This window comes from Roseburia yibonii, assembly GCF_014297335.1.
GTDB lineage: Bacteria > Bacillota > Clostridia > Lachnospirales > Lachnospiraceae > Roseburia_D > Roseburia_D yibonii.
Genome location: NZ_JACOQH010000007.1, coordinates 132,414 through 145,969 on the forward strand (window position 1 = coordinate 132,414; position 13,556 = coordinate 145,969).

The following is a 13,556-nucleotide window of genomic DNA, read 5'->3' on the forward strand; positions in this document are numbered from 1 at the left end:
CTCCTTTGATCCAACATATTTTCTGATTATCAATTATAGCATATCCGGGCATTGATGGAAACAGATTCCGAAAATCCAATCAGACATAAAGCTCGCACCAGCGCGCAAAGCAGACCAGATTCCAGATGATGTCGGCAAGATAGTCATTTCCCGTGGGATCCCGGTAGTATTTGTGCAGCAGAAACTGGACGGCATCCGCCTTTAAGAAGGGATAGCGCAGAATCGCGGAAGGGCTTAGCGTGTCTGTGACAAACTCCTTTAATTCCGTGCGCAGCCAGTCATGGATCGGTGGGATAAACCCCTCCTTTTTCTGAAAGATGATATCATCCGGGAGCAGCCCTTTCGCAGCCTGTTTTAAGAGATACTTGGTCTCCCCGTTCCGGATCTTGTAGGAGCCGGGCAGCGAGTTTACATAATCTACCAGCCGACAGTCCAGAAACGGCGAACGGATCTCCAGTCCATGTGCCATGGAGAGTGCGTCCGTATAACTTAATACCTGATCCGGCAGGAAACTCGTCTGGAAATACTCCAAAGAGCGGTTTAGGACATCCGCGCCGGACAGCGAAGAAAAGATCTCACGCAGCTGGAGAAGCGTCTGTTTTTTCGAGATCAGCTCTCCGAATACCTCATCCGATAAAAACAGCGCTTTCTCGTCATCGGTCATGTTGAGCATGCGGTAACTCAGCCGTACTTCGCTGCCGCCGCTGTAATCATAGAGATTCGCGAGAAAATCACTGCGGTCGGAAAACGGCACAAGGAGAGTGGGATCCATGTCGGCAGGAGAAAGACCGTTTGCTTTCATTTGTGAAAAATACTGCATCGGAAAGGCAAGCTGCTGTAAGGGATAGCTGCCGAAAAGTTCGTCTGCGCCGTCACCGGAGAGCACAGCCTTTACATCGGAATGTGCGCGTCCGGACAAAAACCAGGTGGACGCGGAGGCGGCAAAAGGCTGGTCAAAGCAGCGGATGACGGTATCCAGCTCCGAGATCATATCGGAAGCGGTCATCGGTGCAGTGGTGTGTATGGTGTGGCAGGCATTGGCTGTCCGGGCGGCGTTTGCGGTATCCTTTTCTTTCTGATAAAACGCACCGGGGCGTCTGCTTTCATGCTCCAGGCAATAGCTGCGCAGCGGGTGATCCGCGAGCGAGGAAGCGAGGGTGGTGACGATACCAGAGTCAAGCCCGCCGCTTAGAAAAGTACCGATCTCCACATCTGCGTCCAGACGCAGTTTTACGGCGTCCTTTAACAGAAAGCGGATCTTTTCGATGGCAGTTGGCAGAGAGTCCTTGGAAACCGGGGAAAAAGATGGGGCAAAATAGCGTGTGAGCTTTTTCCCGGAAGCCGCAAATGTGAGTATCGTGCCGGGGCGCAGCGCATAAATATCCCAAAAGGCAGTTTCGGGCGAGGAGACAGCCTGAAAGGAAAAATAGGAATAGAGCGCGTTTGCGTTTATCTTCTTCGGATAAGAAGGATGGAGCAAAATGCTTTTAATCTCGGACGCAAATACGATTTCGGTTCCGTTGTAATAATAAAAAAGCGGTTTTACGCCCATGCGGTCACGAATCAGATACAGACACTCCTTGTTCCGGTCCCAGAGTGCGATCGCAAACATACCGTTTAGTTTTTCCACAAACCGGATGCCATACTCTTCATACAGATGCACGATCAGCTCGGAGTCGGAGTGGTCGGAGGAAAAGAGATGTCCTTTTCCTTTCAGCTCAGTGATCAGTGAGCGGTAATTATAAATTTCGCCGTTCCACACCGCAAAAACCGTGGAATCCTCATTTTCAACCGGCTGACCGCCGGAGACGGGATCCACGATGGAAAGCCGCCTGGAGCAGAGGTTCATTCTGCCGTCACTGTAGCAGCCCAAGCCGTCCGGGCCGCGATGCCGGATCGCATTTCCCATCTGATCTAACAGCCCGTCGTTGGCATGTCCAGAAAATCCGCATATTCCGCACATAGGAATCCTCCTGTCCGTAAAAAATCTTTTGAAATGTTATCAACTGTATACTTTCATTATACGGAAAACTGCCCAAAACGCAAAGAAAATTCAGAGGGAATGGAATTGTATAAATAAAAAAAAGGTGCTAGAATAGGTTAGGTTTCAAATAACAGAAATGGATATAAGGCATAATAGAATGGATCAGGAAAAGAAAAAACCGGTCTTATTGTTTACAAGCCGGGAAATCTGCTATTATTCCGCAGATTTTTTTATGAATCAGATGGCGGAAGCATTTGAGACGCTCGGGTACCCTGCAAGACTGTGTGTGCTGGACTTGGAGAAGGATGTGGACGCGCAGCTTGCCCCTTATGTCGGTAACAGCTATATGGCGGTTTTGGATATCAATTCGCTGCTGCCACGGGCGGTTATGGATAACGGGACACCATACCTGGAGCAGCTGGACGCACCGTTTTATAATTATCTGGTGGATCACCCGTTTTATCACCATCCGGGGCTTTCCGTCCCGTTAAAAAATTATCATGTGCTCTGCCTCGATGAAAATCACGTTGCCTACGCAAAAAAGTATTATCCGCATTTGGAGAGTGTGTCGCTGCTTCCGCTCGGTGCGACGAAGGCGCTCGTGCCGGTTCCGGTGGAGCAGAAAAAAGAGTCGGTGCTTTTTATCGGGACTTATAACTGCGCGGCGGATGTTTACCGCGAGATGGAAGAACTGCCGCAGGGCTTAAAAGCGGATGACAAAGCACTGATCGACATCATGCTGGCAGATCCCGCGATTTCCCAGGAAGAAGCGTTTAGAAGCCTGCTTGCCGGGCGTGGGGAGGAACTTACGGATGCGGAGTTCGCGTTTCGGATGAACCGCATGTATCATGTGGATCGTTATCTGCGCAATTATTACAGGGAAGAAGCGATCCGCACCCTGGTGCGCCACCATATTCCGGTCACAGTGCTTGGAAACAACTGGGAGCAGTTAAAAGAGCAGGAGAGCCGCTATTTTACGATCCAGCCGCCGGTCGATTTTTCGATGACATTTCAAAAGATCGCGGAGTACGAGGTATTGCTTAATGTATCACCGCTTTTTAAAGCCGGAGTGCATGACCGGGTGTTTGCGGCGATGGCAAATCAGACGGTATGCCTGACCGACAGAAACGGATATATGGAGCGAAACTTTAAAGACGGCGGGAATATCAGCCTGTTTTCGTTAAAACATATGGAAGAGCTGCCGGATATGGCAGAGGAATTTTTAAGTAACCCAACGAGGCGGCAGGAAGTGACAGCTGCGGCGCAGATGGAATTTGACCGGAAGCACAGCTGGCTGAAACGGACAGAGCAGTTTATCAATCTTATGGAAAAGGAGCAAAAATAGATGAGAGTACTGGAAAATTTAGAACCGAAGAATGTATTTTATTTTTTTGAGGAGATCAGCAGAATACCGCGCCCTTCTTATAAGGAAGAAAAGATCAGTAATTATCTGGTAAATTTCGCGAAAGAGAGAAATCTGGAAGTTTATCAGGATGATTTAAAAAACGTCATTATCATCAAGGAAGCGACGAAGGGCTACGAAGATGTTGAGCCGATCATCTTACAGGGGCATATGGACATGGTGTGCGAAAAGGAGCCGGATTGTACGATCAATTTTGAAAACGATCCGCTCACGCTGGAGATAGAGGGCGATTATATCACGGCAAAGGGAACGACACTCGGCGGAGATGACGGGATTGCGGTCGCATATGCGCTTGCGATCCTGGATTCGGATACGATCGAGCATCCGAGGCTTGAGGTCGTGATCACAGTATCCGAGGAAGTGGGCATGGACGGAGCGAATGGCATCGATCTTTCCATGTTAAAAGGGAAAAAGGTGTTGAATCTGGACTCGGAAGAAGAAGGACATATGCTTGCAAGCTGTGCGGGCGGATGCACGACGGTATGCAGACTGCCGCTTGCCTTTGAAAAGAAGAGCGGAGAATTGTTTGAGATCCATATTTCTGGTCTGCTCGGCGGACATTCGGGCGGAGAGATCGATAAGGAGCGCGCAAATTCCAATCTTCTGATGGGACGTTTCTTCTTACGGCTTTCCGAAAAGACTCCGTTTGCGATCGCAGAGCTTGCCGGAGGAACCAAGGACAATGCCATTCCGCGTGAGACAACGGCAAAGATCATGCTTGACGCGGGAAAAGAGGATCTGCTCATGCAGGAGATCGCCGCTTATCAGGAGATCTTAACCGCCGAGTATCAGAGCAGTGACAAAGATATCAAAGTCCGGGCAAAAGCGCTTGGATGCGGCGAGGAACGCGTGACGACCGCAGAGGACGCAGGGAAGATGACGATGCTCTTAACCCATCTCCCGGCTGGCATCCAGCGCATGAGCATGGATATCAAAGGGCTTGTGGAAACCTCTTTGAACCTCGGAATCCTGTATCTCGAAGAAGATGCGGCTGTCTTAAAATATTCGGTGCGCAGCTCGGTAAAGACGCAGAAAGAGCTTCTCGTCCAGAAATTGAAGTCACTGACGGAGTGGCTCGGCGGCAGTATCTCCATCTATGGGGATTATCCGGCGTGGGAGTACAAAAAAGACTCCAAACTGCGTGATGATATGGTGGCAGTTTATGAGCGGATGTACGGAAAGAAGCCATCGGTGGAAGCGATCCATGCGGGACTTGAGTGCGGACTCCTCTCTGCCAAGATCCCGGGCATGGATGCGGTATCGATCGGACCGGATATGATCGATATCCACACAACCGGGGAGAAATTAAGCATTTCTTCCACAAAACGTGTGTGGGAATATGTACTGGAAGTGCTCAAATGTAAATAGGAACGTGACGGCGGAGGAGAATTATAAACATAGATTTAGAAATACTTTAGAATCCTTTTAGAAATCAGACACAGTTTCGTCATAATTTGCCGATATACTAACAGTATCAAATGGAGTTGACGATATCTTGATGCATCGGAGTCGTCAGCTTCGGCTAGGCAATAATTTCCTTTTTATAGATGTAACATTTTCATAACTAAACTCCTCGAAAAAGCAGCCGCAAGGCTGCTTTTTCACTGTATAAAAGAGGATGTCGATATATCTTTTTGGTATGAAAACCATATAAATAAAGCAGTTGTATTTTACGGAAATCGGGTGTAAAATGGGTAAGCAAAAAGAATAATACAGATAGAATGTATCCGATATCAGACCGGATACAGGAAAGAAAGGGAAGATATATTATGGAATCATATGAATTTTTGCTGTTTTTGGCGATCATCCTGTTTGCAACGAAGATCTGCGGACTGTTTTCCAGAAAGTTCCACATGCCACAGGTTGTCGGAGCACTTTTGGCAGGTGTGATCCTCGGACCGTCCGTACTGAATCTGATCAGTTTTGACGGAGCGACCGGCAGCTACCTGGAGATCACCGCTGAGATCGGTGTTATCCTGTTAATGTTTTCCGCAGGTCTTGAGACGGATCTGACGGAGTTAAAGGAAAACGGAGTAGCTTCCTTTATCACTGCGGGGATCGGAGTTCTGGTTCCTCTGTTCGGCGGATTTTTGTCCTACGCGCTTTATTTCCACACAGACTTCGGAGATTTCATGGAAGTGTTAAAGGCAGTCTTTGTCGGTGTGGTACTGACAGCGACCTCGGTAAGTATTACCGTTGAGACACTGCGTGAACTTGGAAAGTTAAAGGGACGTGTCGGAACAACGATCCTTGGCGCGGCCGTTATCGACGATATCATGGGTATCATCGTGCTCACAGTTGTGACAAGTATCGAGGATACTTCGGTAAATCCGCTTACCGTTCTGTTAAAGATCGTGCTGTACTTTATTGTGATCGCGATCGTTGCGTTTGTAATGTTTAAATGCAAGAAGCTGATCGAGGGAGCGGGCGAGAAACGAAGAGTAACGATTTTCGCGATCGCGTTCTGTTTCCTTCTGTCCTATGTTTCAGAACAGTTCTTCGGGATCGCGGATATCACCGGCGCATATTTTGCCGGACTGATGCTCTGCAATATGAAGATCGGGGATTACATCAAGGCGAGAGCGGAAGTACCGTCTTACCTGCTCTTCTCACCGGTATTCTTCGCAAGTATCGGTATCAAGACACAGTTAGAGGGAATGAACGGAAAACTGATCGGTTTCTGCGTGATCCTGCTTGTCGTAGCGATCCTTACAAAAGTGGTCGGCTGCGGACTGGGAGCGAAGATATGCAGATACAGCAACAGGGAAGCGCTGCAGATCGGTGTGGGTATGATCTCCCGTGGTGAGGTCGCATTGATCGTGGCACAGAAAGGATACGCGTGCGGTATGTTGGATGATGTGCTGTTCGCGCCGATCGTAGTGGTCGTTATCGTTACCACCCTGATCACGCCGATCTTATTAAAAGTTGTTATGAAAGATAAGGATGAGACCGCCGAGGGCGCAAAAGCGTAATGCGGATCTTCCTATAAGAACCAGACCTTTTCATTGGTAGAAGAGATCGAGATCGCACCTGCCTGGATCATCTGCATGACATCTTCCTTGTCTGAGATCAGCCCGCCGGCAATGACCGGAACCGGGGAGAGATCGCAGATGCGGGAGATGACCTTTGGCATCAGGGCGGGTAAGATCTCAATGAAATCCGGCCGCACCGCATGGAGCTGTTTCTCAATATTGTCATACGCCATGGAATCAATGACAAAAAAGCGCATGACAGTATAGAGGGACAGCTCTTTTGCGTGCTTAATGAGCTGCGGGCGGGTGGAGATGATCCCATCCGCCCGGGTATATTTTTTTATAAAATCAACGGCAATCTCTTTGGCATTCAGCCCGCCGATCAGATCAAGGTGTACAAGCGCAATCTTTCCTGCGGATTTTACAGTATCTACAATGTCTGCAATGTTGCAGATGTCACCATATAAAATGAAGATCACCCGGCTGTCGCAGGTCAGACACTGGTGTAATTCCGCGTCGTTTTTGATCGCGGCAATGATTGGTGAGTTCTCAATCGCATCTTTAAATTCTCGGTTCATAAAAGGCTCTCCTTGTGCAAACTGGATGATTTAAGTCCATCATAGCAAGTTTGGGTCAGAAGCGCAAGAGAGCGGAAATTATTCTGCCGCGTCAATATTTTTAGTCGCAACGACCGGAACATGTGTGCCGCAGACGTCGGATAAGATGACATCCCCGATCCGGACGGGAGCGGCAACGGTAATGTCTTTTAAGGCATTGGTGCAGTCAAAGATCATGGACTTTGGAATGTCTTCTTTGGTCTTTACCGATACCATGGGCGCGGTGCCGCCGGTCACGCGGACGGACGAGGTGACGATGCGCGTCGGATCGGTCACTTCTTTTCTTGCATAAATGGCACCGCGGCTGCAGGTGTTTCCGGTGACAGAGGTCACTTCCTTACCGTTTAAAGTAACGGTGATACTGCATCCAAGCGGACAGCCGATGCAGGTCAGTTCTCTTTTTTCCATAGTTATGCCTCCTCAATCTTAATGGTGATCCGTGACAGGTGCGGGTAAGCGCCAAGGGTTTCTTTCCTAAGCCGGATCTCTTCCATTTCACCCGGTGCCATGACAGGGCGTTTCTTTTTGGAGATCCGTTCGTCGTCAAAATAAACGGCAATGGCGCAGTTTTTATAGACCGCACCGACGCGGAAACGGACGGTCAGAGTGTCTGCCATATCATCCGGCCGGATGGAGCAGGGCACGGTGTAGCGCACGCCGCCGGTCGCAAGGATCTCGACCGTGCGGTCGGATGCGGGTTCGCCCTCTTTGATATAGCGCGCTGCGTTTTTTCCGGCGGTGGCAGCTTCCTCGGAAACATAATCAACCAGATCGTGTACATGGAGCACGTTTCCGCAGGCGAAGATGCCGCTTGTGCTGGTCTCGAGCCGGTCGTTTACCACAGGACCGGAGGTCACCGGATTTAAGCGTACACCGGCGTTACGGGAAAGCTCATTTTCCGGGATCAGACCGCAGGATAACAAAAGCGTGTCACAGGTGTAGCGTTCTTCGGTTCCGGGGATCGGTTTCCGGTCAGAATCCACCTGGGCGATCGTAACAGCCTCCACGCGCTGTTTTCCCTCGATATCGACTACGGTATGGCTCAGTTTTAACGGAATGTCAAAGTCGTTTAAGCACTGTACGATATTGCGCTTTAAGCCGCCGGAGTAAGGCATGAGCTCGGCAACGACTTTTACTTTTGCGCCTTCTAAGGTCATGCGTCTTGCCATGATAAGCCCGATATCGCCGGAGCCTAAGATCACGACTTCCTTTCCCGGCATATAACCTTCGATGTTGACTAAGCGCTGCGCGGTTCCTGCGGAAAAGATCCCTGCAGGGCGGTAGCCCGGGATATTTAAGGCGCCTCTTGCGCGTTCGCGGCATCCCATCGCGAGAATGACTGCCTTTGCCTGAATGGTGAACATGCCGTCGGTTCGATTCATCGCGGTCACTTTTTTATCCGGCGAAATGTCCATGACCATCGTGTTTAATTTATACGCGATCTGCAGATCCTTTACCTTCTCGATGAAGCGGGCGGCGTATTCCGGCCCGGTCAGTTCTTCTTTGAAGGTGTGGAGCCCGAATCCATTGTGGATGCACTGGTTTAAGATACCGCCCAGTTCCCGGTCGCGTTCGAGGATCAGGATATCTGTAATGCCGTTTTCTTTTGCGGCTGCCGCTGCGGAAAGTCCCGCAGGGCCGCCGCCGATAATAACAAGATCATAGGTATTCATATGAGGACCTCCTTAAATCTCTTTGTTGTGGCCAAGGGCGATCTCGGAACCCGGACCGCATTTGGTGATTTCTGTCATGGCGAGAGGAACTTCCCTTGCGAGGATCTCCATGGTGCGCGGGGAACAAAAACCTGCCTGACAGCGTCCCATACCGGCTCTCGTGCGGCGCTTTACCCCGTCTAAGGAGCGGGCACCGAGCGGACGGCGGATCGCGTCGATGATCTCACCCTCGGAGATCATCTCACAGCGGCAGATGATATTTCCGTAAGCCGGCTGTCTTTTGATCAGCGCATTGCGTTCCTCGATGGATAAGGTTTCCGGTCGCAGGATGCCTTTTCTGGCTGCGATGAAACCGGATTTTTTTGTGAGGGACATCCGGTCGCGGATCAGCTCCGCAAGAAAGACGCCGATCGCCGGTGCGGAGGAAAGCCCCGGTGATTCAATGCCTGCCGCCTCAAAAAAGAGCGGTGCGTCAGAAGCTTCCCGCAGGATAAAGTCATCGTTATCTTCATGTGCGCGCAGTCCGGCAAACGAGGTGATGACCTGGCGCATCGGGACATTTTTTACGCTTAAGGCAGCGGTGGCGGCAAGGGAGCCCAGTCCCTCTGCGGTGGTGTTCGTTCCCTCTTTATTTTCCGTGTTTTCGGCGGTAGGGCCGACTAACAGGTTGCCGTGTACGGTCGGAGTGACCAAAACGCCCTTCCCCATTTTGCCCGGAAGCTGGAAGATCGTGTGTGTGACATGGGTTCCGGCGGATTTGTCAAGCAGGCAGTATTCGCCTTTTCTCGCAGTGATGTGGATTGGATCCCTGCTTGCCATGGCGCTTATCACATCGGCGTAGACACCGGCGGCATTGACGATGGCTCTGCTTTGCAGCGTCTGTCTGTCGGTTGTGATCTCGTAATAGCCGTCCTTTTTTGTGATGGCGGTAACAGCATTGTTTAAGAAAAAGGTGACACCGTTTGCCCAGGCATTTTCCGCGAGCGCGATCGTGAAATGGAACGGGCAGACGATCCCGCCGGTCGGCGCGTAGAGGGCACAGCTTACAGCATCGGAAAGATTTGGTTCCATCTCTTTTGCTTCGGTTTCATTTAATATGCGAAGCCCCGGAACACCGTTTGCCCGGCCGCGCGCGAGCAGGGTGTTTAAGCCGTCCGAATCCTGGTCTTTTGTACAGACGACAAGGGAGCCGTTGCGCGTAAACGGAATGTCAAGATCTCTTGCGAGATCATCCATCATGGCGTTTCCGGCAACGTTTAGGCGTGCTTTTAAAGTGCCGGGAACGGCGTCAAATCCCGCGTGGATGATCGCGCTGTTTGCCTTGGAAGTCCCGCAGCACACATCCTCCTCCCGCTCGATCACGCAGATGTCCGCGTCATATTTTGACAACTCTCTTGCGATGGCACAGCCGATCACGCCGGCGCCGATAACTGCTACATCATACATAGTCGCATCTCCTTTTCATTTTCCAAATAAAAAAGCAAGGGAAACAAAGCTGCCATGCAGCCTCATCTACCTTGCTCACGTCTCTGGTATCGGTTTATTTATTGATTACTTTTATCATAACATTTTAAGGTGGAAATAGCAAGAGCGTAAAATTGTCTGGATTCGTTGACAAAAGAAATATCTCATTATATCATGGTTTTAAGGGAAAGAGCGGGTGGTGAAATGGCAAGATCTTATCAGCAGAAATTAAAGATCCTCTGCTTGTTAAAGATACTGAAAGAGGAGACGGACGAGAAGCATCCGCTTACAACAACACAGCTGATCGAACGGCTTTTGGCATATGGGATCCAGGCGGAGCGAAAGAGTATTTATAACGATATTGCGGCGCTTGAGGATTTTGGCGTGGATATTATAAAAGTGACGCAAAAACCCGGTGGATACTATCTGGGAGAGCGCGAGTTCGAGCTGGCGGAGTTAAAGCTTTTGGTAGACGCGGTGGTGGCATCCAAGTTTATCACGACGAAGAAATCGAGGGAGCTGATCCACAAGCTGGAAACGCTTACGAGCAGGGAAAACGCGAAGCAGTTAAACCGTCAGGTTGTGGTGACAAACCGCAGTAAGGCGGTGAATGAGAAGATCTACTACAATGTGGACAAGATCCACAGCGCGATCGCAAAAGGCGTAAAGATCCGGTTCCAGTATTTTGCGTGGACGGTCGATAAGCAGATGGAATTAAAAAGAGACGGCGGATTTTATGAGGTCAGTCCGTTTTTGCTTTCCTGGGATGATGAAAACTATTATCTGATCGCCTACGACGCGAAAGCCGGGATCATCAAGCACTTCCGTGTGGATAAGATGCTTCGGATCTCGTTGTGCAGGGAAGCGAGAGAGGGAGCGGAAGAGTTTGCGGATTTTGATGTCGGCGCGTATACGAAAAAAACATTTGGCATGTTTGCCGGTGAAGAAGAAGTGGTGACACTGGTCTGCCGGAATGAACTGATCGGTGTAATGATCGACCGGTTCGGGCAGGAGGTCAGTACGCGGAGAAGAGATGAGGACAGTTTTTTCCTGCGGACGAAGGTCGCGGTGAGCAGACAGTTCTTCGGATGGCTGACGGGGCTTGGAGACGGCGTGCGCATACAGGCACCGGAAGATGTGCGGCAGCGTTACTGCAGATATCTTGATCGGATTTTGGAAGACTATGGAAAAAAGAGCGGAGATGATGACGATGGAAGAAAAAACTTTATTTCATAACGCGCGGTATTGCAAGGACTGTGGCACAATACTGTTAGACAGCTACACAAGGGATCTGTGCAGTAACTGCGAGGCACAGCGTATTTTCGATGAGGTGCGCGACTACATACGCAGCCAGGATGTCAATGAATATGATGTCGCGAAACATTTTGATATTCCGGTCGGTATGGTGCAGCAGTGGATCAAGGAAGGACGCATCCAGTACAAGGAACGCGGGGAAAAGACGATCATGAACGCGTTCTGCCAGCGCTGCGGCGCAAAGGTCACCTTTGGTACGCTCTGCCAGAAGTGCTTAAAGGAAATGAACGACCAGCGCAAGGGCTACGGCGTAAAGGCGGTCAGCACCGAGGAAGAAAACGGAAAGCTGCGTTTCTTAGAGAATGTAACCGAAAAATAAGAAAAGAAATAAAAAAGGATCGCTTGCGGGAGAAATCTGCAAGCGATCCTTTTCTATGTGAAGAATTTTTTATGCGTTCTTTTTGTCGATCGCGGCCTTTACAAAGCCCTTGAACAACGGATGTGGACGGTTCGGTCTGGATTTGAATTCCGGGTGCGCCTGTGTGGCAACGAACCACGGATGTGCAGGAATCTCAACCATTTCCACGATTCTGCCGTCCGGAGAAAGTCCGGAGAGCTCCATGCCCTTTTCCGTTAAGATGTTACGGAAGTCGTTGTTGACTTCATATCTGTGACGATGTCTCTCATGGATGATCTCTTCGCCGTACAGTGTATAAGCCTTGGAATCTTTCTTCAGTACACATGGATAAGATCCGAGTCTTAAAGTACCACCGATATCTTCAACGCCATCCTGATCCGGCATCAGCGCAATGACCGGATGTGTGGTGTTCGGATCCAATTCGATACTGTGTGCGTCGTGCAGTCCGCAGACATGACGCGCGTATTCGATGATGGATACCTGCATACCAAGGCAGAGACCAAGGTAAGGAACCTGATTTTCTCTCGCGTATTTTGCGGCAAGGATCATGCCTTCAACGCCACGGCTGCCGAATCCGCCAGGAACAAGGATACCGGAAACATCACCGAGCACCTGGGAAATATTTTCCTCGGTCAGTGTCTCGGAATCCACCCATTTGAGATTTACGGTCGCGCGCTCTGCGATACCGCCGTGTTTTAACGCTTCCACAACAGAAATGTAAGCGTCGTGGAGCTGGGTGTATTTTCCAACTAAAGCGATGTTTACATCCTGTACCGGATTCTTTAATGCCTCAACCATATCTTTCCAGTCGGCAAGATCCGGGTCCGGGCAGTCCAGATGGAGACTTTCACAGGCAACCTTCGCAAGGTTTTCTGCTTCCATCGCAAGCGGAGCTTCATATAAATATTCTACGTCAAGGTTCTGGAGTACATGATCTCCCGGTACGTTACAAAACAGAGCGATCTTGTCCTTTAATCCCTGGTCGAGCGGATGCTCGGAACGGCATACGATGATATCCGGCTGGATTCCCATACCCTGAAGTTCTTTTACGCTTGCCTGTGTCGGTTTGGTCTTCAGCTCACCGGAAGCCTTGATGTAAGGGATCAGTGTAACGTGAATCAGAATCGCGTTTTCATGTCCGACTTCATGCTGGAACTGACGGATCGATTCGAGGAACGGCTGGCTTTCGATATCACCTACGGTACCACCGACTTCGATGATGGCGATATGCGTCTCATCCGTAGCGGAAAAATTGCGGTAGAAACGGCTCTTAATCTCGTTTGTGATGTGCGGGATGACCTGAACCGTGCCTCCGCCAAAATCACCACGGCGTTCTTTCTGGAGAACAGACCAGTATACTTTTCCGGTTGTGACGTTGGAATTTTTGGTCAGGCTCTCGTCGATGAATCTTTCATAGTGTCCGAGATCGAGGTCGGTCTCAGCACCGTCATCGGTAACGAAAACTTCTCCGTGCTGGATCGGGTTCATGGTACCCGGATCGATGTTGATGTACGGATCGAATTTCTGCATGGTAACTTTGTAGCCGCGGGCTTTCAAAAGACGTCCCAGGGATGCGGCAGTGATTCCTTTTCCGAGACCGGAAACAACACCGCCAGTGACGAAGACGTATTTTACAGGCATAGATAAATCCTCCTTATGATAAATGGTATATAAAAATTTAAAAGGTCTACGTTAAAAATAACCAATATATTATATAACTTGTCCGGTAAAAAATCCAGCTGTTTTTCAAA

Annotated in this window: 11 protein-coding genes; 5 read left to right on the forward strand and 6 right to left on the reverse strand. The window is 49.9% G+C overall.

The window, feature by feature from the left end; translation table 11 throughout:
- Positions 1–79: 79 nt before the first annotated feature.
- Positions 80–1,963 carry an asparagine synthase (glutamine-hydrolyzing) gene (gene asnB, locus H8Z76_RS10460; RefSeq protein WP_186982446.1) on the reverse strand — a complete coding sequence of 628 codons (1,884 nt, stop codon included), beginning with the start codon at positions 1,961–1,963 and terminating at the stop codon, positions 80–82.
- Positions 1,964–2,141: 178 nt separating this feature from the next.
- Here asnB and H8Z76_RS10465 point away from each other — a divergent pair, with 178 nt between their 5' ends.
- The 3 genes from H8Z76_RS10465 to H8Z76_RS10475 all read left to right on the forward strand — a co-directional run bounded on the left by H8Z76_RS10465 (position 2,142) and on the right by H8Z76_RS10475 (position 6,379).
- Positions 2,142–3,329: a glycosyltransferase gene (locus tag H8Z76_RS10465; RefSeq protein ID WP_186982447.1), complete on the forward strand. Its 1,188-nt coding sequence runs from the start codon at positions 2,142–2,144 to the stop codon at positions 3,327–3,329.
- Positions 3,330–4,775: an aminoacyl-histidine dipeptidase gene (locus tag H8Z76_RS10470; RefSeq protein WP_186982448.1), complete on the forward strand. Its 1,446-nt coding sequence runs from the start codon at positions 3,330–3,332 to the stop codon at positions 4,773–4,775.
- A gap of 401 nt (positions 4,776–5,176) precedes the next feature.
- The gene (locus tag H8Z76_RS10475) at positions 5,177–6,379 is read left to right on the forward strand and encodes a cation:proton antiporter (RefSeq protein ID WP_186982449.1); all 1,203 of its coding nucleotides are present in this window, start codon (positions 5,177–5,179) and stop codon (positions 6,377–6,379) included.
- Between the two features lie 11 nt (positions 6,380–6,390).
- Here the strand turns inward: H8Z76_RS10475 and H8Z76_RS10480 are convergent, their stop codons facing one another.
- The 4 genes from H8Z76_RS10480 to H8Z76_RS10495 all read right to left on the reverse strand — a co-directional run bounded on the left by H8Z76_RS10480 (position 6,391) and on the right by H8Z76_RS10495 (position 10,115).
- Entirely contained in the window at positions 6,391–6,957 is a 567-nt protein-coding gene (locus tag H8Z76_RS10480) for a glycerol-3-phosphate responsive antiterminator (RefSeq protein WP_022514759.1), read from the reverse strand.
- A 78-nt stretch (positions 6,958–7,035) separates the two neighbouring features.
- Entirely contained in the window at positions 7,036–7,404 is a 369-nt protein-coding gene (locus H8Z76_RS10485; protein ID WP_186982450.1) for a DUF1667 domain-containing protein, read from the reverse strand.
- A 2-nt stretch (positions 7,405–7,406) separates the two neighbouring features.
- Entirely contained in the window at positions 7,407–8,669 is a 1,263-nt protein-coding gene (locus H8Z76_RS10490; protein ID WP_186982451.1) for an NAD(P)/FAD-dependent oxidoreductase, read from the reverse strand.
- Positions 8,670–8,681: 12 nt separating this feature from the next.
- Positions 8,682–10,115: an NAD(P)/FAD-dependent oxidoreductase gene (locus tag H8Z76_RS10495; RefSeq protein WP_186982452.1), complete on the reverse strand. Its 1,434-nt coding sequence runs from the start codon at positions 10,113–10,115 to the stop codon at positions 8,682–8,684.
- A gap of 222 nt (positions 10,116–10,337) precedes the next feature.
- Between H8Z76_RS10495 and H8Z76_RS10500 the strand changes: the two genes are divergently transcribed.
- Both H8Z76_RS10500 and H8Z76_RS10505 read left to right on the forward strand, forming a co-directional pair.
- A complete protein-coding gene (locus H8Z76_RS10500) occupies positions 10,338–11,369 on the forward strand; it encodes a helix-turn-helix transcriptional regulator (protein WP_147619281.1) in 1,032 nt (343 codons plus the stop codon).
- Complete coding sequence (locus tag H8Z76_RS10505; protein WP_022515956.1) at positions 11,344–11,766, forward strand: FeoC-like transcriptional regulator; 423 nt, start codon at positions 11,344–11,346, stop codon at positions 11,764–11,766. Before H8Z76_RS10500 ends, H8Z76_RS10505 begins: the two co-directional genes overlap by 26 nt.
- Positions 11,767–11,835: 69 nt before the next feature.
- On the opposite strand, the gene H8Z76_RS10510 is transcribed toward H8Z76_RS10505, so the two are convergent.
- Positions 11,836–13,446: a CTP synthase gene (locus H8Z76_RS10510; protein ID WP_147619280.1), complete on the reverse strand. Its 1,611-nt coding sequence runs from the start codon at positions 13,444–13,446 to the stop codon at positions 11,836–11,838.
- Between the last annotated feature and the right edge of the window lie 110 nt (positions 13,447–13,556).